This window comes from Kaistia geumhonensis, assembly GCF_030815145.1.
Lineage (GTDB): Bacteria > Pseudomonadota > Alphaproteobacteria > Rhizobiales > Kaistiaceae > Kaistia > Kaistia geumhonensis.
Map to the genome: position 1 here is coordinate 1,164,392 of NZ_JAUSWJ010000001.1, position 22,401 is coordinate 1,186,792.

Sequence of the window (22,401 nt, forward strand, 5' to 3'; positions counted from 1 at the left end):
GCTCGCGCGCTCAGTCGTCGCCGGCATGGATCGGCGCATCGCCCCCGATCTCGTAGTAGTCGCCCTTGTCGGCCGCGAAGATATGCGCGCCGATCACCACCCCGGTCGGCGTCTCGAAGCCGCCCATCGCGATGGCGATCCGGTCGCTGCCCGGACGATGCCAGAAGAGCACCGAACCGCAGGTGCGGCAGAAGCCGCGCTCGGCGACGTCGGACGAGCGATACCAGCGCACGCTTTCCTCGCCCTCGATCGCGAGATCGGCCACCGCGACATTCGTCGAGGCGAGAAAATGCCCCGTCTGCCGGCGGCACTGCGTGCAGTGGCAGGCAATCACCGGCTCGAGCGCTCCGGCAACGCGGTAGCGCACCGCGCCGCAGAGGCAGGAACCGCGATGCGCCTCAGAGGCCACCGGCGGCCACCAGCCGATACTCGGCGACGCGGGTCTTCTTCAGCAGCTCCGCAACAAGGAAGGCGAGCTCCAGCGACTGGTCGGCGTTGAGCCGCGGATCGCAATGGGTGTGGTAGCGGTCCGAGAGATCCTCGTCAGTGATCGCGCGTGCGCCGCCCGTGCACTCGGTGACGTTCTTGCCCGTCATCTCGATATGGATGCCGCCCGGGAACGTCCCCTCGCCCTGATGGACCTCGAAGAAGGTGCGAACCTCCTTCAGGATCAGGTCGAAGGGCCGCGTCTTGTAGCCGGTGACGGCCTTGATCGTGTTGCCGTGCATCGGATCGCAGGACCACACGACGGAGCGGCCCTCGCGCTCGACAGCGCGGATCAACTGCGGCAGGTGGTCATAGACCTTGTTGGCGCCGAAGCGGCAAATGAGCGTCAGCCGGCCCGGCTCGTTGTCCGGGTTGAGCGCGTCGATGAGCTGCAGCAGGCCGTCACCGGTGAGCGAGGGACCGCATTTGAGACCGATCGGGTTCTTCACGCCGCGCATATATTCGACATGGGCGTGGTCAACCTGGCGCGTGCGATCGCCGATCCACAGCATGTGGCCGGAGGTGGCGTACCAGTCGCCGCTCGTCGAATCGACGCGCGTCATCGCCTGCTCGTAGCCGAGCAGCAGCGCCTCATGGGAGGTGAAGAACTCGGTCGAGCGCAGCGAGGGCGTCGTGTCCGGGTTGATGCCGCAGGCGCGCATGAAGGCCATGGTCTCGGAGATGCGGTCCGCGATCTCCTGATAGTGATGACCCTGCGGGCTGTCCTTCACGAAGCCGAGCATCCACTGATGCACATGCTCGAGATTGGCATAGCCGCCCTGCGCGAAGGCGCGCAGCAGGTTGAGCGTCGCGGCGGACTGGCGATAGGCGTCCTCGACCCGGCGCGGATCGGGGATGCGGGCCGCCGGCGTGAACTCGATGCCGTTGATGTTGTCGCCGCGATAGGAGGGCAGCTCCACGTCGCCGATCTTCTCCATCGGCGCCGAGCGCGGCTTGGCGAACTGGCCGGCGATGCGGCCGACCTTCACCACCGGCATCTGGCCGGCGAAGGTCAGCACCACCGCCATCTGCAGGAAGACGCGGAAGAAATCGCGGATGTTGTCGGGGTGATGCTCGGCGAAGCTCTCGGCACAGTCGCCACCCTGCAGCAGGAAGGCCTCGCCGCGCGCAACGGACGCCAGCCCCTTCTTCAGCTGCCGCGCCTCGCCGGCAAAGACCAGCGGCGGATAGCTGGCGATGCGGGCCTCGACCGCGGCCAGCGCCGCCTGGTCGGGATAATCCGGCACCTGCTGGATGGGCTTTTCCCGCCAGCTCGCGGGGCTCCAGCTCGTCTTGGTCATGGTCGGCTCCACACGGCGTCCGGCCGCTTCGGCGCCCGAGCGCCCTGCCGTCCGCTTCTCAAAAAGGTGCAGCCTTATACACGCCCCTCCCCCGCCCCGCCAATCGAAGCCGTTGCTGCGCCGCATCACGCCGCGGCGAGCGCGCGCATGCGGGCGGCGGTTTCCTCGCCGGCCGGGAAGAAGGCCTCGATGGCGATTTCGGAAAGCGTGACGTCAGCGGGGCCGCCGAAGACGGTGGTCGTCGAGAGGAACGAGAGCTCGCCATCGCCATGGCGAAGGCGCAGCGGCACGGCGATGCCGGCCAGTTCGCCGGCCCTCGGTCGTTCGCGAGCGAGCGGTCGCGGCAGCGCTTCCATCTCGGCGAGAAGATCGGCCAGAACCGCGTCACCCGTCAGATCGACCTCATGCGCCAGGCGGCGAAGCATATGGCCGCGCCATGCCGGAAAATCGACGATGCGCGGCGCGAGGCCGCCGGGGTGGAGCGACAGCCGCACCACATTGACCGGCGAAACCAGCAGCGCGGGATCGACTCCCTCGACGAGCGTCCCGACGGCGGCGTTCGCCTCGAGCATGGTCCAGTGCCGGTCGACCGCGAGCGCCGGGTAGGGCATGTGGCCGCCGACGATGCGGCGGACCACCTCCCGCGCCGCACCGAGGCCGGGATCGTCGAGCCGCCGCGCCGGGTGGACGGGCGCATAGCCGGCGGCGACGAGCAGGAGATTCTGCTCGCGGAGCGGGAGGGCGAGTTCCTCGGCGAGGCGCAGCACCATGGTGCGGCTCGGCTGCGAACGGCCGGTTTCGAGGAAGGAGAGATGCCGCGTCGAGAGGCCCGCCTCTCCGGCGAGCTCCATCTGCGACAGGCGCCGGCGACGGCGCCACTCCTTCAGTTCCTCCCCGAACGACGTTTGCGACAGGCTCATGGGCTCCTCCCCGGTGCGAAACCTAGCCCGCCGGCCGCGGCGGACCAATGACCTCGGAGGTAATCGACCGCTCGCGGCCCCTGCTGCACCGTCAGGAGCGTCGCAGCCGGCCAGTGACCGGCCCAACCCCGGAGACCCATCATGACAGTCAACACCACCGCCACCCCGGACGCCGCCACGCTCGCCGCCCGCTATATCGCCGCCTGGAACGCCACCGATCCGGCCGAGCGGCGCCGTCTCATCGCAGAGGCCTTCACGGGCGACGCCAGCTATGCCGATCCCCTCGCCAGCGTCTCCGGCCATGACGGGCTCGACGCGCTGATCGGCGCCATGCAGGAACGCTTCGCGGGTCTTTCCTTCCGTCTCGCCGGAAAGGCGGACGGCTACGGATCCAACCTGCGCTTCAGCTGGGAGCTTGCTCACGGGGGCGGCCCGGCGCTGGCGGGCGGGACCGACTTCGCGACCGTCTCGGACGGCCGGATCGGCCGCGTGACCGGCTTCCTCGACTTCGTGCCGGACGGCGTCGCCTGATCGGCGAGCGACGCCCAGAGATGAACCGTGGCGAGGCTGCGATGCGGTGCGAAGGCCCGCATCGCGGCCTCCTGCTCGGCCGGCGTCGGACGGCGATCAAGCCCATGCAGGCGCTGGAGGCCCGTGGCGAGGCCGGAATCGCCGATCGGCGCCGTATCGGCATGGCCGAAACCGCGCAGCAGCACATAGCGCGCGGTCCACGGGCCAATGCCCGGCAAGGCGACGAGAGCGGCCTCGACAACGCCGGCCTCTTTGCCCGCCAGCGCATCGAGATCCGGCTGGCCTGCCGCAACGGCCGCGGCGACGCCGGTGAGATAGCGCGCCTTGGCACGGGAGAACCGCCGCGATGCGAGCGCCGCCGGATCGATCGCCGCCACCTCGGCGGGACCCGGATGGGCGACGAGCCCGCTCGGCGCGTGACGGATGCCCGCGAGATCGACCATCTCCCGGCGAAGCGCAGCCGCGAAGGTCAGGTTGATCTGCTGCCCGATCACCGCCCAGCAAAGCGCCTCGAACACGGTGGCGGTCAGCGGGATCCGCAGTCCCCGACGCGCACCGACCAGCGCCGCGGAGGCCGGATGCGCCTCGAAGGCGTCAGGGTCGGACAGGAGGCCCAGCATCCGCCGCGCCATGGTCTCGATGGCCGCCTCGGCCGCGTCCGACAGCGACCGGTCGGCCGAGAGCCGCGCCTCGTCGCCGGCGATCTCGAGCGTGACGAGCACCGGCCCGCCGTCTACGACGAGCGGTTTCTCGATCCGCGCGCCCGTGACGCGCTCCGAAAGGCTCGCCGGGTCGCGGCCGTGATAGGCGAGGACCTCCGCCGCCCGGTAGTCGGGCGGCAAGGGCATGACGCGGACCATCAGGCCGCGCGGTCCGGCCGGCAGCGGAGGCACGCGCGATAGCCGGACGCCTCGGCGCCGGCGGCATCGGAGAAGAAGCGGACATTCTTCGGCAGCGGCGCCCGCGACGCGCAATCCGGCCGGCAATAGATGCCGGTCGTCGCCACTGCATAGAGCCGCGCCCCTGCCGGAAACGCCACCGTCGTCGTCATCGTTCGCCTCGTCGCTCGCTGATCGCCCAGCGGAGGATGCCGCCAGGTTGATCGCGGCAACACCCGTTTCCTGGCGCGGTCAGTGGCGGTCCTTCGCCCAGAGATAGAGGCCGATGCCGACGCCCATTACCGAGAGGAAGACCAGGTAGTGGGCATGCGCCATGGGGTCGGATTTGAGCGCCACCGTGACGAGCAGCGGCGTCAGCCCGCCGAAGATCGCGTAGGCGATATTGTAGGCGAAGGAGACGCCGGTGAAGCGCACGGCCGGCGGGAAGGCCTTGACCAGCACATAGGGCACCGCGCCGATGACGCCGACTGAGAAGCCGGCGAGCGCCGAGAGAAGGAAGAGGCTCGACGCGTCGCTTGCGACCGAGGAATAGAAGTAGAAGGTCGCGGCGCCGAGGAAGACGCTGCCGAAGGTGAAGAAGCGGCCGGCGCCGATGCGGTCGACCGTGAGGCCGGCAAGCACGCAGCCGACCGTCAGGAACAGGGTCGCGATCGAATTGGCGGTCAGCGCCTCGCCGGCCGGGATCTTGTAGAGCGTCTGCAACAGCGTCGGCGTCATCAGGATCGCCACGACGATCGCTCCCGACAGCATCCAGGTCAGCAGCATCGAGAGGATCGTGGCGCCCTTGTGCGCGCGCAGCACCTCGCCGAGCGGCAGGCCCGCCGAGAGCGCCTTCGCCGCCTTCAGCTCGCGGAACACCGGCGTCTCGTCGAGCCAGCGGCGGAGATAGACGGCAACGAGGCCGAAGACACCGCCGAGCGCGAAGGGGATGCGCCAGCCATAGGCCATCACCTCGTCGGGCGTGAACACGACATTGACGGCGGTCGCGATCAGCGAGCCGAGCAGAATGCCCGCGGTGAGGCCGCAGGTGAGGATGCCGCAGGCGAGGCCGATGCGATGGACCGGGACATGCTCGGACACGAAGGTCCAGGCGCCGGGCACCTCGCCGCCGATCGCCGCGCCCTGCAGCACGCGCATGGTGAGCAGGAGGATCGGCGCCGCGATGCCGATCGAGGCATAGGTCGGCAGCACGGCGATGCCGAGCGTAGAAAGCGCCATCAGCAGGATCGACAGCGTGAACATGCGCTTGCGGCCGAGCTTGTCGCCGAAATGCGCCATCACGAGCCCGCCGAGTGGCCGTGCCAGATAACCGGCGGCGAAGATGCCAAAGGCCTGCAACTGCTGCACCCATTCCGGAATCTCCGGCGGGAAGAACAGGTGACCGAGCACGGTCACGAAGAAGACGAAGATGATGAAGTCGTAGAATTCGAGCGCGCCGCCGAGGGCGGACAAAGCGAGGGTCTTGTAGTCGCGGCCGTCGAGCAGGCGACGGCCGGGGGCGGCAACTGCAGTCATGATTGTTTCACTCCCGGCCTTGGCGCCGGTTCTCGTTCGGGGATCGGCGTTCTTTGATCCGTCGGAGCGGGATTCACAAGCGGAAATCCGCCGCAGCGTTACGGCCGCGATCCGAGGCAGCGCCGTTCTTCACCTCTTGCTCAGGGAGAGGTCAGCGCGCCGAACGCGGCCAATGGGGAATTACGGCGTATCCGGTGAGGGCAATCTCCTCACCCGGACCTTTGGTCCGCTCTCTCCCGATGGGAGAGTGAACCGCCGCGGCTCTTCAGCGGCGGTGGCGGACGGAGGGCTCGCGCATGGTGACGAGTTCTTCGGCGGCGGTGGGGTGCAACGCCATGGTGGCGTCGAACTGCGCCTTGGTCGCGCCGAGCTTCACGGCGATCGCGACCATCTGGATCATCTCGGCCGCGTCATGGCCGAGGATGTGGCAGCCGAGCACGCGGCCACTGGTGCCGTCGACGACGAGCTTCATCATCATCCGCTCGTCGCGGCCCGAGAGGCCGTTCTTCAGCGGCTTGAAGCTGGTCTTGTAGATGTCGACGGCCGGGAATTCGTCGAGCGCCTCGGCCTCGGTGAGGCCGACGCTGCCGAGTTCGGGCTGAGAGAACACCGCTTTCGGCACGCCGAGATGATCGACAACCACGTCGCGGCCGCCGAACAGCGTATCGGCGAAGGCATGGCCCTCGCGGATGGCCACCGGCGTGAGGTTGATGCGGTTGGTGACGTCGCCGACGGCATAGATCGACGGCACGTTCGACTGCGAATGCTCGTCGACCGTGATCGCCCCGGCGCCGTCCGTCTCGACGCCGGCACGGTCGAGGCCGAGGCCCTCGGTGTTCGGCTTGCGGCCGGTGGCGAGCATGACTTCGCCCGCCTCGAGCGAGAGGCCGCCCTTCGTGCGCACGACGAGGCCGTCGCCGTCCTTCTCGATCGCGACCGGCTGGTCGCCCAGCACGAGGCGGATGCCCTTCTTCTCCAGCGCTTCGGCGAGACCGGTCCGAAGATCGTCGTCGAAGCCGCGCAGGAGCTTGTCCCCGCGATGCAGGAGCGTCGTCTCGACGCCGAGGCCGTGGAAAATGCCGGCGAACTCGACGGCGATGTAGCCGCCGCCGACGATCACGATCTTCTCCGGCAGCTTCGGCAGGTGAAACGCCTCGTTGGAGGTGATCGCCAGTTCATGGCCTTTCAGCGCCGGATCGCGATAGGCCGTCGAACCGGTCGCGACGAGGATCACCTTCGCCGTCACGAGGCGACCGTCGCCGAGGCGCACCGCATGCGGCCCCTCGAGCGTGGCGCGCGTCTGGACCAGCTCCGCGCCGGAGCGCCCGAGATTGCGGATATAGGCCGCATTGAGCGCGTCGATCTGGCGGTCCTTGCCGGCGACGAGGGTCGGCCAGTCGAAGCGCGGCGCCTCGGGAATCGTCCAGCCGTAACCGGCGGCGTCCTCGAACTCCTCGGCATAGCGCGAGGCATAGACGAACAGCTTCTTCGGCACGCAGCCGCGGATGACGCAGGTGCCGCCGACGCGGTCCGCCTCGGCCACCATCACTTTCGCGCCGTGCTGCGCGGCGATGCGGCCGGCGCGCACGCCTCCCGAACCCGCCCCGATCACGAACAGGTCGACGTCGAATTCCGTCATCGGCATGCGGGCCCCTTCAGGCTTTCAGACTGCGCAGCCGATCAGAGATCGACGCCCTTCTTCTTCAGCTCCTCGCGCGACTTCTCGTAGAGCTCCTCGCCGATGCGATCGGACCAGCCCTTCACGGACTGCAGCGTCTCGGCGACGACCTTCGGGCCGATATCGGCGAGCTTGGCGCCGGCCGGGCTCTTGTAGAAGGCGGTGATCGCGTTGAGCTCGTCCTCGGTGAAGTACTTCGCCCAGATGCGCGCGACGTCGTTGTCGAGATCGTTGCGGCGCGGCACGAGGTCGAGCGCCTCCTGCTCGACGACCTGGCCGATCAGCTGGTGCTGGTCGGGACGCAGGCGGATCAGGCGGTTCTGCACCTGCTGCGAGAGCAGCGGCAGCAGATTGTCGAAGCCCTTCGAGGTCTTCGCAGCCTGGACGGCCGCGACGGCCGCCTTCAGATGCGACTCGGTCACTTCCTGGGCGTTCGCGGCGGCGACGCAGCCGACCATGAGGCCGAGCGCGACCACGGCGGCGCGGAACGACGTGCGGATGAAAGTCATGAAACCGGCTCCCTTCGGGGCGAAGAAGTTCAGGCGCCCAACCAGACGACGCCATCGGGACGGGCGATCACGGCAGCAGTCGCAAGGCCGATGAAGAGACCATGTTCGACCACCCCCGGAATCGCCGCCAGGGCAAGGCTCATGGCTTCTGGCTCGCGAATGAGGCCAAAAGATGCATCGACGATGGCGTGGCCGCCATCGGTGACGAAGGGGGCGCCGTCGGCGGCGAGGCGCCGTTTCAGCGTCACCTGCTGGCCGAGGCGATGCGCCGCCGCCTCGATGGCGTGGAGGGTCGCGCCGAAGCCGAAATGGTTGACCTCGATGGGCAGCGGGAAAGCGCCGAGCCGGTCGACGAGCTTCGAGCCATCGGCGATGACGATCATGCGGTCGGATGCCGCGGCGACGATCTTCTCGCGCAGCAGCGCGCCGCCGCCGCCTTTGATGAGCTGCAGCGAACGGTCGAGCTCGTCGGCGCCGTCGATGGTGAGATCGAGATGCGGCGTCTCGTCGAGCGTCGTCAGCGGAATGCCCTCCTCGCGGGCGAGCTTCGCGGTGCGCTCCGATGTCGGGACGCCGACGATATGGAGGCCGCCGCGCACGCGCTCGCCGAGGCCGCGGACGAGATGGACGGCCGTCGAGCCGGTGCCGATGCCGAGCTTCATGCCGTTCGTGACATGCTCGAGCGCCGCCAGCGCCGCCTGCCGCTTCAGATCGTCGGTGTCGGTCATCCTCGCCCTCGCCTCCGCCTCGTCGCACCCGGCGTGCCGGAGCCGTGTGTTAGCACGGGGTCCGGGCCGCGCCAACGTCCGCGCTCCCTTCCGCTCTGCCCTTGCCGCCGCGATGGTCGCGGCTATGCTCGCGCTCCTTTCGGAAAGGACCCGACGCCCGATGCGCCCCACTCTCGTCTTCGATCTCGACGGCACGCTGGTCGACACCGCCGCCGATCTCGTCGCCACGCTCAACGTCATCCTGGAGCGCGAGGGCCTCGCCGCGGTGCCCTATGCCGACGCTGTGCCGATGGTCGGTCACGGCGCGCGCGTCCTGATCGAGCGCGGCCTCGCCGCCAACGGCGCGACCCGCGAGGCGGCGCTCATCGACCGCATGTTCGACGACTATATCGCGCATTACGCGGCCAATATCGCCGTCGGCAGCCGGCCTTTCCCCGGCGTCGTCGCGGCGCTCGACGCCTTCGCTTCGCGCGGCTGGCTGCTCGCGGTCTGCACCAACAAGCTCGAGCATCTCTCGCTGAAGCTGCTCTCTGAACTCGGCCTTGCTGATCGCTTCGATGCCATCTGCGGCGCCGATACGTTTCTGGCGAGGAAGCCCGACCCGATCGCCCTCACCGAGACCATCCGCCGCGCCGGCGGCGTCGCCGAGGCGGCGATCATGGTCGGCGACTCGCGGACGGATATCGACACGGCCAAGGCCGCCGCGATCCCCGTGGTGGCCGTCGATTTCGGCTACACCCCCGTGCCGGTGACGGAACTCGGACCGGACATCGTCATCAGCCACTATGACGATCTCGAAGCAGCCGTGGCGCGGCTGCGGCCGGACCTCGTCGGCCAGGCATAGGGCCCCGGCGCCCTGCCCTCAGCGGAGGCCGGCGCCGAAATGGCAGCCGCAGCCGTAGTAGCGGCGGACGGCGCGCTTCATCGCCGCCGTGGCGGCGTCGTCGGGCGGCACGGCGTTCCATGAGCGCTTCGCCTCGCCGATCAGCTCGGCCTCCAGCGCGGGACGATCGACGGTGACGCAGCGGCCATCGGCGACGATTACGCGCCCGCCGACGATCAGGCGGCGGATATGTTTCCGCGTCGCCCGCGTCAGCAGGACATTGGTCGGATCGGCATCGGCCGCGAGCACATCCGCCGTCATGGCGGCATAGTCGAGTTCAAGGATATCGGCCGGCGCGCCCGGCGCGATCCGCCCGCCGCCGTCCTCGCCGATCACCGCCCGGCGGCCATCGACGGTCGCGCCTTCGAACAGCCGCGCCGCCGTCAGCACGTCGTCGAGGCCGAAGCCGCGGTGATTGAGCCAGACGAGCCGCATTTCGCGCAGCATGTCGTCGTCGTCGTCTAGCGGTTGCGCATCCAGCCCGACGCCGAAGCGCGTGCCGGCCCCGATGAAGTCCGCGACCGGCGCGATGCCGGAGCGCAGGCGGAAATTGGAGGACGTGTTCACCGAGACGATCACGCCACGCTCGGCGAGCAGCGCGCTTTCATCGGCGGTCAGATAGACGCCATGCGCGATCGAGAGGCGCGGCGACAGCAGGCCGATCTCGTCGAGCTGGCGGACGATGCCGTCCGGATAGGCATGGTCGGCCCATTCGCGCTGATAGCGGGTCTCGAGCAGATGCATATGGATGCGCCGGCCGTTCACCGCCGAGGCCTCGGCGATCGCGGCGAGCGAGGCGTCCGACACCCATTGTGCGCCGACCGGGCAATACTGGATGGAGAAGCGCTCATGCTCGAACGCTGCCATCTCCTCCACGCGGCGGAGATAGGCCTTCACCTCCTTCGGCGGCCCGAGGCGCGCTTCCAGCCGCGGCCGCAGCGCCGGGTCGGCGGCGGCGAGAAACGTCTTCTGATCGCCATAGACGAGCGGATTGCGATCGGTGAACGGCGCCGCGAAGGCGACATGGATGCCGACATCGGCGGCCGCGCGTGAAACCGCCTCGCATTCCTCGAGGATGCGGCTCTCGTCCTGCGGGCCGTGACTGTGGTTGGTGGCGCAAATTCCGCCCTCGGCCATGCGCGCGAAAGCGACGGCCGCGCGGCGATAGGCATCGAGCTTCGGCTCGCGCGACAGCGTCGGAATCCAGGCTTCGAGGCCATCGTCGACGGCGCCGAAGGCGAGCGTGCGCAAGCCGCGGCCATGGTCATGGGCATTGACGGGCGCGGCAATCGCCATGGTCCCGGTCTTGGCGCCTCCCAGCGGCGTTACGGCTGCGATGCGACCGTCCTCGATGCTGATCCGCGCAGGGCCGCTCGCCGCCCCCTTGCCGGGATTGGCCAGGATGGCGCCGACATCGATATGGGCAAGCGACGAAGATTGAGGCACGGTCACGCATCCTTCCGCTGCCGCGCGACAAGCTCGGCTGTCCGGCCAGGCATGCTATTGTCGACAAAGCCCGGCAATCCGGCGATCCATCGATAGATCGCCGGATTGTCGAAAGCAGATTTCGTGCCAGTGAGAGGCGGCTTCCGTCAGCCGGTCGGCCCCTGGTTGCCGTCCTCGTCCTCGGCGTCCGGCATCATGCCGCTGCCGATCGTGGCATCCTGATTGACGAGATCGGGACGGGCATGCGGTCCGGCGGGGGGCATCTCTGGCTCGACATGGCCGCCTTCGATCTGCTCGGCCTCAGCCCAGAACTCCTCCGCTCGGCCTTCGGGCGAGCCGGCGGCGAGCCAGAGATGATAGGCCCGTTCACGCACGCGTTCTTCGAGATCGGCCATGGTTGATCCTCCTCCATGAAGCATGGGTTTCATGCCCAGTAAGCATGGAGGTTCAACGTGACCGGGATACGATGGTTCAGACGCCGAGTTTCGCCAGCGCCGCGTCGAGGCCCTCGCGGGAGAAGTCGAAGCTGACGGTCTTGCCGTTCTTCAGAACGATTTCGGTCGAGATCCGGCTGGAGCGGCGGAGCAGCGAGACGAAGTCGCCGGCCAGCCGGGCGCGGACTTCACAGGAATGGGCCCCGCAGGCGGTAAAGGGCACGGTCTTCGGCCGGCCGTCGCCCATGATCAGCGTCATGCCGCGGTCGACCATGACGCCGGTCGGTGCGGTCCAGATGGCAAAGAGCCCGCCAGCACTGTGCTCGATGGTCCAGGAGGTCTCGACGAGCGGATCGTCGGGCTGGCTGAGGCTCTGCGAGGCCGTGCAGAAGCTCGCTTCCGGGCGGTCGCAGGCGGCCGTCCAGCCGCGCGGCGTCAGCGGGGGCGGCGGCAGCGCCACCGAGGGCGTGACGAGGCGGACCGGATCCGGCGCCGGCTGCGCCGGGAAGGGCCGCACATCGGGAGGCGTGATCGGCCGGGCGGGCCGTGTCGCCGTCGCGGCGGCGACGGAGCCTGTCGCCACCGGATCGATATCCGGTGTCGAAACGGCTGGTGCGACATGCTTCACGAGGCGGATATCGGACGATTGCGGCTGGATCGGCTGTGGCTGGACCGACATCGCGACCAGCGTCGCCGACGGCTCGGCTTGCGCATCGCCATCCATGCCGAGCAGGGTGCGCGCCGCCATCAGCGTGCCGTCGGATTGCCAGAGGATGACCGCCACCACGAGGGCGACGACCGTCAAGCCCTCGACGACCCTGTGGAGAGTCGAGCGCGGATCCGGCGGTTCAAGCTCGTCAAACGAGTCGCTCATGCGTGACACGGGGGGCGGTCCGGGTGAATCGACCCCCCGACAATCGGTAATCTTGGTTAAGAATTACTTGATGGCGTCGAAAGCAGATGCGAACCCGCCGAGCGGAAGCGCGACGCGGACCGGCGTCTTGTCGAGGCCGGAGAAGACGAGATCGAGCGTCTTGCCCGCGACCATGGCTGCGGCGAAGTCGGACGGCAACGGCGCGCCCGCATAGCATCCGCCCGGATCGCAGGTCTGGAGCGGCAGGGACCGCCCGCCCGCTCCGTCGACATCGATCGTGACACCGCCTTCGAGCGAAAGGCCGAGCGGCAGGCGGATCATGATGACCGGCCGCCGCGTGTCGGCGGGAACGCGGACCGTGACAGAGGCCACCAGCTGGCCGCTTCCCGAGAGCACGGCGCGCTGCGTCACCTCGCAGTCGGGTGCCGCGGCGCGCGCGGCCGAAACGCAGCTCGCGGCCCATCCGGGCTTCGGGGCGGCGGCATCCTGAGCCCGCGCCGGCAGCGCCCCGGAAGCCGCGACGAGGCTGGCGGCGAGAAGGGCCGGCAGGAGACGAATCGGAAGAACAGGATGCTGCATGCCGCGAGTCTCCCCACCGTCTCGGCCGGCGCAAGGGCGGGGCTCAGCCCTCCCGCCTGCGGCCGAGCAGCGTCAGAGCGTTGATGGTGACGAGGACCGTCGCTCCGGTATCGGCGAGGATCGCCGGCCAGAGACCCGTGATGCCGAGCAGCGTCGTCACCAGGAACACCACCTTGAGGCCGAGCGCGATGGCAATGTTCTCGTGGATCTTGCGCATCACGCGGCGTGCGAGGCGGATGAGCCGCGCCACGTCTCCGACGCGGCTGTTGAGGATGGCCGCGTCGGCGGTCTCCAGCGCGACATCTGTGCCGCCGCCCATGGCGATGCCGACATCCGCCGCGGCGAGCGCCGGCGCATCGTTGATGCCGTCGCCGACCTTGGCGACGTGGAAGCCTGCGGCTCGCAAGTCGGCGACGATACGCTGCTTGTCGGCCGGGAGCAGTTCGGCCCGCACCTCGATGCCCATGTCGCGGCCGACCCGCTCCGCCGCCCGGAGATTGTCGCCCGTCAGCATGATCGCCGAGACGCCGAGCGTCTTCAGCGCCGCGAGGCCCTCGGTCGCGTCAGGCCGCGCGCCGTCGCGCACGGCGACGAGCGCCAGCGCCCGGCCATCGGCGACCAGCACCGAGACGCTGTCGCCGGCCGCGGCGAGGGTATCGGCTCTCGCGAGGGCGGACGCGTCGAGCGCCTCCCTGCCCTCGCCGGCGGCGGCCGTGCCGAGGAAGAGGCGCCTGCCCGCGACCACGCCTTCGACGCCGCGGCCCGCAACGACCGTGACCGAGAGCGCTTCGGGGATCGCGACGCCTGCCTCCGCGGCACGCGTCAGGATCGCCTTTGCCAGCGGATGGCTGGAGCCGGCCTCAAGCGCCGCCGCGAGGGCGAGGACATCGGCCTCGGCCTCGCTGCCGAGCGGCACGATTTCGCTGACCACGGGACGGCCGAGCGTCAGCGTTCCGGTCTTGTCGAAGGCGACGCGATCGATGCGGGCGAGCTGTTCGAGGACGGCGCCGCCCTTCATGAGCAGGCCCTGCCGGGCGCCCGATGCGAGGCCGGCCGCGATCGCCGCCGGCGTCGAGATCACCAGGGCGCAGGGGCAGCCGATCAGCAGCAGCGCCAGCCCCTTGTAGATCCACTCATCCCAGCCGGCGCCGAAGAACAGCGGCGGAACGATCGCAACCAGAGCGCCGACCAGCAGAACGGCCGGCGTATAGATGCGCGAGAAGCGGTCGATGAAGCGCTCGGTCGGCGCCTTCGCCTCCTGCGCCTCCTCGACGAGGCGGACGATGCGCGCGATCGTGTTGTCCCTGGCTGCCGCCGTCACCTCGACGCGCAACACGCCGTCGATATTGATCGTCCCGGCATAGACCGTGTCGCCGACGCCCTTCCGCTTCGGCACGCTCTCGCCGGTGACGGTCGCCTCGTCGAGTGCGCTGCTGCCGGTGAGAATGACGCCATCGGCCGCGACACGGTCGCCGGGCCGGACCATGATCAGCGCGCCGACGGAGAGGCTGTCTGCGGCGACGCTCTTCGTTGCGCCATCAGCCTCGACCAGCGCGGTCTCGGGAACGAGCTCGGAGAGGGCTCGGATGCTGGAGCGGGCGCGTCGCGCGGCGGCCCCTTCCAGCATCTCGCCGATAAGGAACAGGACGACGACCACCGCCGCCTCCTCGCTGGCGCCGATCGCGACCGCGCCGACGGCGGCGATCGTCATCAGCGTCTCGATCGAGAAGGGCGAGCCGAACCGAGCCGCCATGAAGGCGCGGCGGGCGATCGGCACAAGGCCGACCAGCATGGCGAGCGCGAAGGGCCAGTGGCCGAACTGCGGCATGGCGGCGACGACGGCCCAGGCGAGCACGAAGGCCAGCGCGGCGGCGATCGTCAGCCGCGCCTTGCCCGTGTGCCACCAGGCAACGCCGTCCTCGTCCTCGTCGTCATGGCCGTGCAGGCCGGCCGGCATGGCATCCGCGGCCGGAGCGGCGTGATCGTGACCCGCGTGATCGTGCCCCGCATGGTCGTGATCCGCACGGTCGTGGCCGGCATGATCATGATCATCGTGATCGTGATGGTCGTGCGCGGCAGCGCGCCGGGCCGGCTCGGTCCCGCCGATCAGCGACGCGCGGTAGCCGAGCGCTGCGACGTCGCGCGTCACGGCCGGGGCGATGGCGGCCTCGGTCCGCCGCGACACGGTCATGGTGCCGGCGGCCACCGAGACGCTGACCTCCACAACGCCGTCGATCCGCCGCACGGCGCGGTCGATCTTGGCGGCGCAGGCCGCGCAGTCCATGCCACCGATGCGGTAGCGCTCTTCCGTCGTGAGCGGCGCGTTCATCGCGAGCCTCGCTTCCCTTGCATTCGTCGGCAGAGAGGCTAAATGCTCCAGCGACTAGAGGATCAAGCGGGAAGATCACCGATGCGCGCAATCTCGATCGGCGCCGTCGCCAAGGCGACCGGCGTCAAGGTTCCGACGATCCGCTACTATGAGGAAGTCGGCCTGCTGCCGGCCGCCGACCGCACGGCGAGCAACCGGCGATCTTATGACCAGGCGACGGTGCGCCGGCTGCGCTTCATCCGCCATGCGCGCGATCTCGGCTTCTCGGTCGAGGCGATCCGGCAGCTGATCGATCTCTCCGACCAGCCCGACCGCTCCTGCGGCGATGTCGATTCCATCGCGCGGCTGCATCTTGCCGATATCGACGAGAAGATCGCCCGCCTCACCGCGCTCAGGAGCGAGGTCAAGCGCATGGTCGACGAGGGCGCGCATGGCCGCGTCGCCGATTGCCGTGTCATCGAGGTGCTCGGCGACCACGCCGCCTGCCTGCACGAGGCGCACTGAAGGGGCGAGCGTTCGGGGCCGGACGGGAGGGAGCCGCTTCCCTGTCCCTCGGGGGGACAGGGCGGCGCCGCGGCTTTCAAAGACGCAGCGCATCCAGGCCTTTGCGCGACACCGTCGATGCAGCGCAAGGCCCGCCCTCTCCCCCCTCTTGTGGGGGAGAGATGGAGAGGAGGGCCTTCCAGCCCCTCAAGTGAAGCGCCGCCCTTAAACCTTCGGGCGAAGCGCGCCCTGGGTGTTGAGATAGACCGAATAGAGGCTGGTCGTGCCGCAGATATACAGGCGGTTGCGCTTGCGGCCGCCGAAGCAGACATTCGCGACCACTTCGGGAATGCTGATCTTGCCGATCAGCGTGCCGTCCGGCGCGAAGCAATGAACGCCATCGCCGGCAGAGCTCCAGACATTGCCGTGGATATCGACGCGGAAGCCGTCGAACAGGCCGGCATCGCAGGTCGCGAAGCGCCGTCCCGCTCCCACGCTGCGCCCGTCGGACGCCACCGGATAGACGCGGATATCGGGCGAGCAGCCGACCTTGTGCGTGAGGCCGGTGTCGGCGACGTAAAGCAGCTTCTCATCCGGCGAGAAGGCGAGACCGTTGGGGCGGACCATGTCGGTGATAACCGCCGAGACAGAGCCGTTCACCGGATCGATGCGATAGACGTTGCAGGCGCCGATCTCGGAGATGGCGAAGTCGCCCTCATATTCGCCGTCGATGCCGTAGGTGGGATCGGTGAACCAGATCGAACCGTCCGACTTCACGACCACGTCGTTGGGCGAATTGAGCTTCTTGCCCTCGAAGCGGTCGGCGAGGATGCGGCGCGAGCCGTCATGCTCGATGCGCGTCACCGCGCGGCCGCGATGCTCGCAGGAGATGAGTCGGCCCTCGAGGTCGACGGTGTGGCCGTTATGATTGTTGCAGGGCGCGAGGAAGACGGAGACCGAGCCGTCCGTCTCGTCATAGCGCAGCAGCCGGTCGTTCGGGATGTCCGACCAGATGAGATACTTGCCGGCGGCGAAATAGGCCGGACCCTCGGCCCAGCGGCTGCCCGTCCACAGCTTCTCGATATGGACATTGCCCATCGCATAGCGGCGGAACCGCTCGTCCAGCACCACGAAATCCTTGTCGAGCATGTTTCCTCCGGCTCGCTTCGCTCCCGCGCCGGAGCATAGGACAATGCCCCGCCCCCGCAAGGCCCGAAGGCCGGCGAAACACCGTCATAAGGCGTTCATCGACAATCGACGACAGACTGTTCACCCGAACAGCGCTTTCCCCGGCCGGCCGTTCGCACGATGTAGACGGCACCGCATTTCACGAGGGGATACTGATGACCAAGGTTCTGGTGCTCTACTATTCGGCTTATGGCCATATCGAGAAGATGGCCGAGGCCGTCGCAGAGGGCGTTCGCTCGGCTGGCGCCGAGGCCGTGATCAAGCGTGTCCCCGAGCTGGTGCCCGACGACGTCGCCAAGGCTTCCTACTACAAGATGGACCAGGCGGCCCCGGTCGCGAGCCCCTCGGAGCTCGACCAGTATGACGCGATCATCGTCGGCGCCGGCACGCGCTACGGCACGGTCGCCTCGCAGATGCGCAATTTCTGGGACCAGACCGGCGGCCTCTGGGCGCAGGGCAAGCTGACCGGCAAGGTCGGCTCGGTGTTCACCTCCTCGGCCACGCAGCATGGCGGCCAGGAGTCGACCATTCTCGGCTTCATCCCGACCTTCTTCCATCACGGCATGATCGTCGTCGGCCTGCCCTACGCGTTTCAGGGTCAGATGGGCGTCGAGGAGATCAAGGGCGGCTCGCCTTACGGCGCCTCCACGATCACCGGCGGCGACGGCTCGCGTCAGCCTTCGGCCATCGAGCTCGAGGCGGCCCGCTATCAGGGCGCCCATGTCGCGAAGATCGCCGCCAAGCAGGCGTCCTGATCCAGCCTCGCTTTCGGCTGGATAACCGATAGATTTCTTGGCCGCGCCGGCTCTCCGGCGCGGCCTTTTGCCGTTCGCGCGGTTGAAGCGGCCGGCCGCCGCCGCTAACTGCATCGCATGTCAGATATCTGCTTCGATCGCGACTTCGACCCGCAGACGGGCCGCGCCGTGCCGCTCGGGCCGCTGGTCCGCCGCGTGACGGCCGGCAATGCCAACCCGTTCACCTTCCGCGGGACCAACAGCTACATCGTCGGCCACGGCCGCGTCGCGCTGATCGACCCCGGCCCCGACGACCCGGCGCATATCGAGGCGCTGCTGGCGGCGACCGCCGGCGAGACGATCGAGGCGATCATCGTCACCCACACCCATCGCGACCATTCGGCCGGCGTTCCACGACTTGTCGCGGCAACGGGCGCGCCCGTCCATGCCGGCGGCGCGCACCGTTTCGCCCGCCCGCCGCGCGCGGGCGAGAACGCGACGCTCGACGCCGGCGCCGACGAGCGTTTCGCGCCGGATGTCACGCTTGCCGACGGCGGCATCATCGCCGGCGAAGGCTGGCGGCTCGAAGCGGTCGCGACACCCGGCCACGCCGCCAACCACATGGCGTTCGCCCTTTCGGGCACCGACATGCTCTTTTCGGGCGATCACGTCATGGGCTGGTCGACCACCGTCGTCGCGCCGCCCGACGGCTCGATGGCCGATTACATGGCCTCGCTGGAGCGGCTCGGCGGCCGCCCGGAGACGATCTATTTGCCCGGACACGGCGCGCCGATCGCCGATGCGCCCGCTTTCGTGCGGGCGCTCCGGGCCCATCGGCGGCTGCGCGAAGCGGCGATCCTCGCCCGGATCGAGAAGGGCGACCGGACGATCGCCGAGATCGTCGCCGTCGTCTACCGCGAGACGCCGAGCGCCCTCCATGGCGCCGCCGCGCTCTCGGTGCTCGCGCATGTCGAGGAGCTTGTCGCGAAGGGCCGCGTCCGCGTCGCGGACGGCGCCGGCCTCCACGCGCGCTACGAGGCGGTCAGCGGCGGCTGAGCGGGGCCCGCTCCGGGATCGGCGGCAGCGGCGCGGCGTCGTCGACCATGTCGGCCGGGCGCGCATCGTCGTCCGGCTCGGCGACGCCCTGCAGTAAGCTGTCGAGATCGGCGAAGAAGCCGCCGATGCGCGCGGCGTCGTCGCCGAGGTCGTGCGCGCCGATCCGGACCGCCGAGCGCATGTCGACCAGCGTGCCCGATCCATCGGCGATGACGCGAATGACGACATCGACCGGCAGCGCCAGAAGGAAGGTGGTCGCGCCCGCCTCGATCCATCCGACCTCGTTGTCGGCGTCGGGCGCGCGCGCGTCGGTGATCCGCCAGCCGCGCGCGCCAGCAAGCGACTCGATCGCCTGGTAGACCCGTTCCGGCGACAGCGGATAGTGGCGCGGCACGATCGCCGGATAGGCGGCGAGTTGCGCCGCCTGCAGCGCCTCGCCGGGCAGCGGCCGCATCACGACGGCGTCGGGCGCTGCCGTGAAGAGCGGCGGATCGATCACGTCGGTCGAGACATCGGCGAGGCGCGGCAACCGGGCGAGATCGACGACAACGAGCGCCGGCAGAACCAGTGCCACGAGAGCGAGGACAATGGCTCCGATCGCCGTGCCGGCCCCCTGGTCGCCGTCGCGCCAGACGGAACGAAGGGCAATGGTCGCGGCGACGAGTGCCAAGCCCGCCAGCAGCCATGCGATGGAAAGAGTCACGAAGAGCGGCGCGATCTCCAGCAGGCCGAACTGCCTGAGAATGATCGCGAGGATCATGAGCGGCAGCGGCAGCATCGCAAGGCGGAGTGCGGCGCGCGCGCCTGGCGCGTAGCGCTGCGGCGGACGGCGCATCATTTTTTCCGCTCCGCAGCGAAAGCTCGGCAATAGAACGCGGACGATGCGTTGTGCCCAAAAGGCAACAGCCGACGCCCATCAAGTTCAATGCACGACATCACGCGTCTGTTTAGCCCATTAACGAAAATCTAAACCACGAAGATGCCATATTGGCTTACCATATCCGCCTTGCACGAAGAGCAGCCGGCGGAAGATCGGCACGACGGCGGAAATACGCCTGGGACTGAAGCATCATCATGACCAACAAAGATCACGCAACCTTTACGAACAAGACGCAACGTGAACACGGGGACGACCTGTGCGCCAAGTATGGCGCGCTGGGCAATCCCGACCTCGTCGCGGCCCTCCGTCAGCAGAAGACGGCCAAAAGCACGCCGAAGCGCAGCTCGGTCGGCTCTCCGCAGATGGAGATGGCCATCGCCGCGCGCGAGCAGGACTGACCGGCCTCGCCGGGCGACGACGCGTAAAGAGTAGACGGCGGGCGCGTGGATGACCATGCGCTTGCAAGGCGGGCTCCCCTTGGGCTTAGCCGCTTTTGGCCATGCTGCCGATCAGCCGAGCAGCGGCCTGGTCACCTGCACCAGCAGCGACATCGCGATGGCCGCCATGACGAAGGCGATCAGCCCGTCGAGCACGCGCCAGGCCGCCGGCCGCGCGAACAGCGGCGCCGCCAGGCGCGCGCCATAGCCAAGCGAAAAGAACCAGACTGCCGAGGCGCTCGCGGCGCCGGCTGCGAACGCGACCCGCTCCATACCGACATGGCGCGCCGAGAGCGAGCCGAGCAGCACGACCGTATCCAGATAGACATGCGGATTGAGGAAGGTCAGCGCCGCCACCGTGGCCAGCGCCGGCCCCAGCCGCGATTCGGCGGCACCGCGCGCGGAGAGGCCGCCGGGATGCAGTGCGCGGCGGAGTGCCATCGCGCCATAGGTGAAAAGAAAAGCCGCGCCGGCGAGCGTCACGATCGTGAGCACGAGCGGCGAGCTCTGGACCAGAGTTCCGAGCCCGGCGACGCCGGCCACGATGAGCAGGGCGTCCGAAAGGGTGCAGAAGGCCGCCACCGCGAAGACATGCCGGCGGGCGAGCCCCTGGCGCAGCACGAAGGCATTCTGGGCGCCGATGGCGACGATGAGGCTGGCACCGAGCAGGAAGCCTTCAAGCGCCGGTGCGGCGAGCGGCAGGGTCATGACGAAATCCGGGAACGTTTGATCAGAAGAGCTTCAGCTGCCGTTCCGCCGCGGAAGGCTCGGGCGTGACGGCGGGCTTCGGTTTGGCGGGCGGCGCCGACTGCGCCTCCGGCGCCTCGAAGGGCTCCTGCAGCGCGGCATCATCGTCCCGGGCGCTGTTGACGCGCGGGCCGACGGCGACGGTTTCAAGCAGGCCGGTTGGCGGCGGCCGCAGGAGGCCGGCGAGTTCGTCCCGCTCCGCCGGAACAAGGCCCAGCCAGCGGTCGTAGTCCTCCGGCTCGATCACGACCGGCATGCGGTCATGGATCGGCGCGAGGTCGGGATTGGCGGCAGTCGTCAGGATCGTCGCGCTGTCGAGAAGATTGCCGTTCGCATCGGCATATTCGTCCCAAAGCCCTGCCAGGGCCAGGATGCGACGCCGCGGCGCCCGGACGAGATAGGGCTGCTTGCGGCCTCCCGATTCCCTCTTCCACTCGTAGAAGCCCGTTGCGGGCACGAGGCAGCGCCGGTGGCGGAATGGCCCGCGAAAGGCCGGCTTGTCCGGCGCCGTTTCGGCACGCGCGTTGAAGAAGAGCGGAAGCTCGGCCGGGTTCTTCGCCCAGGACGGAATGAGGCCCCAGCGCACCAACGCCAGCGACCGCGCGCCCTTCTCCGCCCGAACGACATTGATCGGCTGCGTCGGCGCGATGTTATAGCGCGGCGGAAACCACTCGATGCGGATCAGCGAGAACTCTTCCTCGAGTTCCGCCGGCGCCACCGCTAGCGCGTATCGTCCACACATCGTCCCGATCCTCAGTCCCTGCCCTTTTAGGCGCTGGGCATGCCCTTGCACAGAGGCGCGAGGAGGCGCGAGAGCCCTCTTCCGCTCGCGCGCCTTTCGGGCCAACCTCGGCCGCATGAGCGAAACGGGCAGCGTGGACGGAGCGAGCGTGGCGGCGCGGCCGGGGATCGGCGTCAGCGTCGCGATCTGGCGCGAGGACCGCGTGCTGCTCGTGCAGCGCGCCCGCCCGCCCTTCGCCGGCGCATGGTCGCTGCCCGGCGGGCGCGTCGAATGGGGCGAGAGGCTGCAGGACGCAGCGCGCCGCGAGCTTCTGGAGGAAACCGGCCTCCGCGCCGGTCCGCTCCGCCTTGTGTCGGCAATCGATGCCATCCACCGCGAGGACGACGCCGTGCGAAGCCATTTCGTCGTCGTCAGCTTCACCGGCGAGGCGGAGGGCGAGGCCAAGGCCGCGAGCGACGCCGCCGCCGCGGTGTTCGTCACGCTCGAGGCTGCGGCGGGTCTGGCGGTAACGCCGGGTCTTCTCGACGTCCTAGCGCTCTCCCGGCCCGCCGCCTGATGCGCAGGATCCTCTCCGCCCTTGCCGTCTCGACGGCGCTGGCCTTCCCGCCGCCGCCATCGGCCCTCGCCGCCGAGCCCGCCTATGACCCGGCTCTTGTCCGCCTCGCGGAGATCCTCGGCGCGCTTCAGTTTCTCGGTCCGCTCTGCGGGGTTGCGCGGCCGAGCGAATGGCGCGACCAGATGGAGGCGCTGATCGCCGCCGAATCGCCGTCGCCCGAGCGGCAGGCGCGGCTGACCGCCGCCTTCAACGGCGGCTACCAGGGGTTCGCCGCGCTCTACCGGCGATGCACGCCCTCGGCAGAACTCGCGATCGAGCGCTACCGCGCCGAAGGCAGCAAGCTGACACGCGAGGTGACCACCCGCTACGGGGGTGATGCGTCGCCGCCACGTTAACCGAATTAACCGGATTCTTAGGTTTGAATTAACCCCTCCTTCAGGATCGCTGTCTGTCGCGACTCCTCGCG

26 protein-coding genes are annotated in these 22,401 nt (G+C 69.2%); 8 read left to right on the plus strand and 18 right to left on the minus strand.

Features of this window, described 5'->3' with window-relative positions; translation table 11 throughout:
• Positions 1-10 precede the first annotated feature (10 nt).
• The 3 genes from QO015_RS05500 to QO015_RS05510 form a co-directional block, all read right to left on the minus strand.
• The gene (locus QO015_RS05500; protein WP_266280967.1) at positions 11-409 is read right to left on the minus strand and encodes a GFA family protein; all 399 of its coding nucleotides are present in this window, start codon (positions 407-409) and stop codon (positions 11-13) included.
• The gene (locus QO015_RS05505) at positions 399-1,787 is read right to left on the minus strand and encodes a class II 3-deoxy-7-phosphoheptulonate synthase (RefSeq protein ID WP_266280965.1); all 1,389 of its coding nucleotides are present in this window, start codon (positions 1,785-1,787) and stop codon (positions 399-401) included. The genes QO015_RS05500 and QO015_RS05505 overlap by 11 nt, the downstream gene beginning before the upstream one ends.
• Before the next feature lie 125 nt (positions 1,788-1,912).
• Positions 1,913-2,707 (minus strand): helix-turn-helix domain-containing protein, encoded by a 795-nt coding sequence (locus tag QO015_RS05510; protein WP_266280963.1) that lies wholly within the window; start codon positions 2,705-2,707, stop codon positions 1,913-1,915.
• Positions 2,708-2,848: 141 nt separating this feature from the next.
• Between QO015_RS05510 and QO015_RS05515 the strand changes: the two genes are divergently transcribed.
• Positions 2,849-3,238, plus strand: a complete 390-nt coding sequence (locus QO015_RS05515; protein ID WP_266280961.1) for a nuclear transport factor 2 family protein — start codon at positions 2,849-2,851, stop codon at positions 3,236-3,238.
• Here QO015_RS05515 and QO015_RS05520 read toward each other — a convergent pair.
• The 6 genes from QO015_RS05520 to rpiA form a co-directional block, all read right to left on the minus strand.
• Positions 3,127-4,098, minus strand: coding sequence for a DNA-3-methyladenine glycosylase family protein (locus tag QO015_RS05520; protein ID WP_266280959.1), 972 nt, complete (start codon positions 4,096-4,098; stop codon positions 3,127-3,129). The genes QO015_RS05515 and QO015_RS05520 overlap by 112 nt on opposite strands.
• Positions 4,098-4,289 (minus strand): Ada metal-binding domain-containing protein, encoded by a 192-nt coding sequence (locus QO015_RS05525; protein ID WP_307288865.1) that lies wholly within the window; start codon positions 4,287-4,289, stop codon positions 4,098-4,100. Before QO015_RS05525 ends, QO015_RS05520 begins: the two co-directional genes overlap by 1 nt.
• 79 nt (positions 4,290-4,368) lie before the next feature.
• The gene (locus QO015_RS05530; protein WP_266280957.1) at positions 4,369-5,652 is read right to left on the minus strand and encodes an MFS transporter; all 1,284 of its coding nucleotides are present in this window, start codon (positions 5,650-5,652) and stop codon (positions 4,369-4,371) included.
• Positions 5,653-5,917: 265 nt separating this feature from the next.
• A complete protein-coding gene (gor, locus tag QO015_RS05535; protein ID WP_266282448.1) occupies positions 5,918-7,291 on the minus strand; it encodes a glutathione-disulfide reductase in 1,374 nt (457 codons plus the stop codon).
• A 41-nt stretch (positions 7,292-7,332) separates the two neighbouring features.
• Complete coding sequence (locus QO015_RS05540) at positions 7,333-7,839, minus strand: DUF2059 domain-containing protein (protein ID WP_266280956.1); 507 nt, start codon at positions 7,837-7,839, stop codon at positions 7,333-7,335.
• A 29-nt stretch (positions 7,840-7,868) separates the two neighbouring features.
• Positions 7,869-8,567 carry a ribose-5-phosphate isomerase RpiA gene (gene rpiA, locus QO015_RS05545; protein WP_266280954.1) on the minus strand — a complete coding sequence of 233 codons (699 nt, stop codon included), beginning with the start codon at positions 8,565-8,567 and terminating at the stop codon, positions 7,869-7,871.
• Positions 8,568-8,727: 160 nt separating this feature from the next.
• Here rpiA and gph point away from each other — a divergent pair, with 160 nt between their 5' ends.
• A complete protein-coding gene (gene gph, locus QO015_RS05550; RefSeq protein WP_266280952.1) occupies positions 8,728-9,411 on the plus strand; it encodes a phosphoglycolate phosphatase in 684 nt (227 codons plus the stop codon).
• Positions 9,412-9,429: 18 nt separating this feature from the next.
• Here the strand turns inward: gph and QO015_RS05555 are convergent, their stop codons facing one another.
• From QO015_RS05555 to QO015_RS05575, 5 genes are all read right to left on the minus strand, one after another.
• Positions 9,430-10,896, minus strand: coding sequence for an amidohydrolase family protein (locus tag QO015_RS05555; protein ID WP_266280949.1), 1,467 nt, complete (start codon positions 10,894-10,896; stop codon positions 9,430-9,432).
• Positions 10,897-11,042: 146 nt separating this feature from the next.
• Positions 11,043-11,291 (minus strand): DUF2934 domain-containing protein, encoded by a 249-nt coding sequence (locus QO015_RS05560; RefSeq protein WP_266280948.1) that lies wholly within the window; start codon positions 11,289-11,291, stop codon positions 11,043-11,045.
• A 76-nt stretch (positions 11,292-11,367) separates the two neighbouring features.
• Complete coding sequence (locus tag QO015_RS05565; protein ID WP_266280947.1) at positions 11,368-12,204, minus strand: invasion associated locus B family protein; 837 nt, start codon at positions 12,202-12,204, stop codon at positions 11,368-11,370.
• Between the two features lie 63 nt (positions 12,205-12,267).
• Positions 12,268-12,783, minus strand: coding sequence for an invasion associated locus B family protein (locus QO015_RS05570; RefSeq protein WP_266280946.1), 516 nt, complete (start codon positions 12,781-12,783; stop codon positions 12,268-12,270).
• Between the two features lie 43 nt (positions 12,784-12,826).
• Positions 12,827-15,112 (minus strand): heavy metal translocating P-type ATPase, encoded by a 2,286-nt coding sequence (locus tag QO015_RS05575; protein ID WP_266280944.1) that lies wholly within the window; start codon positions 15,110-15,112, stop codon positions 12,827-12,829.
• A gap of 81 nt (positions 15,113-15,193) precedes the next feature.
• Between QO015_RS05575 and QO015_RS05580 the strand changes: the two genes are divergently transcribed.
• On the plus strand, positions 15,194-15,616 hold the full coding sequence (locus QO015_RS05580) for a MerR family transcriptional regulator (RefSeq protein ID WP_266280942.1): 423 nt from the start codon (positions 15,194-15,196) through the stop codon (positions 15,614-15,616).
• Positions 15,617-15,820: 204 nt separating this feature from the next.
• Here the strand turns inward: QO015_RS05580 and QO015_RS05585 are convergent, their stop codons facing one another.
• Positions 15,821-16,744 (minus strand): SMP-30/gluconolactonase/LRE family protein, encoded by a 924-nt coding sequence (locus QO015_RS05585; RefSeq protein ID WP_266280941.1) that lies wholly within the window; start codon positions 16,742-16,744, stop codon positions 15,821-15,823.
• Between the two features lie 194 nt (positions 16,745-16,938).
• Between QO015_RS05585 and wrbA the strand changes: the two genes are divergently transcribed.
• Both wrbA and QO015_RS05595 read left to right on the plus strand, forming a co-directional pair.
• Positions 16,939-17,538 carry an NAD(P)H:quinone oxidoreductase type IV gene (gene wrbA, locus QO015_RS05590; RefSeq protein WP_266280940.1) on the plus strand — a complete coding sequence of 200 codons (600 nt, stop codon included), beginning with the start codon at positions 16,939-16,941 and terminating at the stop codon, positions 17,536-17,538.
• A gap of 117 nt (positions 17,539-17,655) precedes the next feature.
• Positions 17,656-18,573, plus strand: a complete 918-nt coding sequence (locus QO015_RS05595; protein WP_266280939.1) for an MBL fold metallo-hydrolase — start codon at positions 17,656-17,658, stop codon at positions 18,571-18,573.
• Here QO015_RS05595 and QO015_RS05600 read toward each other — a convergent pair.
• Positions 18,560-19,411 (minus strand): DUF1499 domain-containing protein, encoded by an 852-nt coding sequence (locus tag QO015_RS05600; RefSeq protein WP_266280938.1) that lies wholly within the window; start codon positions 19,409-19,411, stop codon positions 18,560-18,562. The genes QO015_RS05595 and QO015_RS05600 overlap by 14 nt on opposite strands.
• A gap of 236 nt (positions 19,412-19,647) precedes the next feature.
• Between QO015_RS05600 and QO015_RS05605 the strand changes: the two genes are divergently transcribed.
• Positions 19,648-19,851 carry a hypothetical protein gene (locus QO015_RS05605; RefSeq protein WP_266280936.1) on the plus strand — a complete coding sequence of 68 codons (204 nt, stop codon included), beginning with the start codon at positions 19,648-19,650 and terminating at the stop codon, positions 19,849-19,851.
• Between the two features lie 111 nt (positions 19,852-19,962).
• Here the strand turns inward: QO015_RS05605 and QO015_RS05610 are convergent, their stop codons facing one another.
• Complete coding sequence (locus QO015_RS05610) at positions 19,963-20,598, minus strand: LysE/ArgO family amino acid transporter (RefSeq protein ID WP_266280934.1); 636 nt, start codon at positions 20,596-20,598, stop codon at positions 19,963-19,965.
• A 22-nt stretch (positions 20,599-20,620) separates the two neighbouring features.
• Complete coding sequence (locus QO015_RS05615) at positions 20,621-21,379, minus strand: SOS response-associated peptidase (protein WP_266280933.1); 759 nt, start codon at positions 21,377-21,379, stop codon at positions 20,621-20,623.
• A gap of 133 nt (positions 21,380-21,512) precedes the next feature.
• Here QO015_RS05615 and QO015_RS05620 point away from each other — a divergent pair, with 133 nt between their 5' ends.
• Positions 21,513-21,935: an NUDIX hydrolase gene (locus QO015_RS05620; RefSeq protein ID WP_266280932.1), complete on the plus strand. Its 423-nt coding sequence runs from the start codon at positions 21,513-21,515 to the stop codon at positions 21,933-21,935.
• On the plus strand, positions 21,935-22,330 hold the full coding sequence (locus QO015_RS05625; protein WP_266280930.1) for a TIGR02301 family protein: 396 nt from the start codon (positions 21,935-21,937) through the stop codon (positions 22,328-22,330). Before QO015_RS05620 ends, QO015_RS05625 begins: the two co-directional genes overlap by 1 nt.
• Positions 22,331-22,401 lie beyond the last annotated feature (71 nt).

Coding starts and splice junctions, on each gene's coding strand:
- QO015_RS05505 (WP_266280965.1), bottom strand. CDS start 1,787: ATGACCAAGACGAGCTGGAGCCCCGCGAGCTGGCGGGAAAAGCCCATC.
- QO015_RS05510 (WP_266280963.1), bottom strand. CDS start 2,707: ATGAGCCTGTCGCAAACGTCGTTCGGGGAGGAACTGAAGGAGTGGCGC.
- QO015_RS05515 (WP_266280961.1), top strand. CDS start 2,849: ATGACAGTCAACACCACCGCCACCCCGGACGCCGCCACGCTCGCCGCC.
- QO015_RS05520 (WP_266280959.1), bottom strand. CDS start 4,098: ATGGTCCGCGTCATGCCCTTGCCGCCCGACTACCGGGCGGCGGAGGTC.
- QO015_RS05525 (WP_307288865.1), bottom strand. CDS start 4,289: ATGACGACGACGGTGGCGTTTCCGGCAGGGGCGCGGCTCTATGCAGTG.
- QO015_RS05530 (WP_266280957.1), bottom strand. CDS start 5,652: ATGACTGCAGTTGCCGCCCCCGGCCGTCGCCTGCTCGACGGCCGCGAC.
- gor (WP_266282448.1), bottom strand. CDS start 7,291: ATGACGGAATTCGACGTCGACCTGTTCGTGATCGGGGCGGGTTCGGGA.
- QO015_RS05540 (WP_266280956.1), bottom strand. CDS start 7,839: ATGACTTTCATCCGCACGTCGTTCCGCGCCGCCGTGGTCGCGCTCGGC.
- rpiA (WP_266280954.1), bottom strand. CDS start 8,567: ATGACCGACACCGACGATCTGAAGCGGCAGGCGGCGCTGGCGGCGCTC.
- gph (WP_266280952.1), top strand. CDS start 8,728: ATGCGCCCCACTCTCGTCTTCGATCTCGACGGCACGCTGGTCGACACC.
- QO015_RS05560 (WP_266280948.1), bottom strand. CDS start 11,291: ATGGCCGATCTCGAAGAACGCGTGCGTGAACGGGCCTATCATCTCTGG.
- QO015_RS05565 (WP_266280947.1), bottom strand. CDS start 12,204: ATGAGCGACTCGTTTGACGAGCTTGAACCGCCGGATCCGCGCTCGACT.
- QO015_RS05570 (WP_266280946.1), bottom strand. CDS start 12,783: ATGCAGCATCCTGTTCTTCCGATTCGTCTCCTGCCGGCCCTTCTCGCC.
- QO015_RS05575 (WP_266280944.1), bottom strand. CDS start 15,112: ATGAACGCGCCGCTCACGACGGAAGAGCGCTACCGCATCGGTGGCATG.
- QO015_RS05580 (WP_266280942.1), top strand. CDS start 15,194: ATGCGCGCAATCTCGATCGGCGCCGTCGCCAAGGCGACCGGCGTCAAG.
- QO015_RS05585 (WP_266280941.1), bottom strand. CDS start 16,744: ATGCTCGACAAGGATTTCGTGGTGCTGGACGAGCGGTTCCGCCGCTAT.
- wrbA (WP_266280940.1), top strand. CDS start 16,939: ATGACCAAGGTTCTGGTGCTCTACTATTCGGCTTATGGCCATATCGAG.
- QO015_RS05595 (WP_266280939.1), top strand. CDS start 17,656: ATGTCAGATATCTGCTTCGATCGCGACTTCGACCCGCAGACGGGCCGC.
- QO015_RS05600 (WP_266280938.1), bottom strand. CDS start 19,411: ATGATGCGCCGTCCGCCGCAGCGCTACGCGCCAGGCGCGCGCGCCGCA.
- QO015_RS05605 (WP_266280936.1), top strand. CDS start 19,648: ATGACCAACAAAGATCACGCAACCTTTACGAACAAGACGCAACGTGAA.
- QO015_RS05610 (WP_266280934.1), bottom strand. CDS start 20,598: ATGACCCTGCCGCTCGCCGCACCGGCGCTTGAAGGCTTCCTGCTCGGT.
- QO015_RS05615 (WP_266280933.1), bottom strand. CDS start 21,379: ATGTGTGGACGATACGCGCTAGCGGTGGCGCCGGCGGAACTCGAGGAA.
- QO015_RS05625 (WP_266280930.1), top strand. CDS start 21,935: ATGCGCAGGATCCTCTCCGCCCTTGCCGTCTCGACGGCGCTGGCCTTC.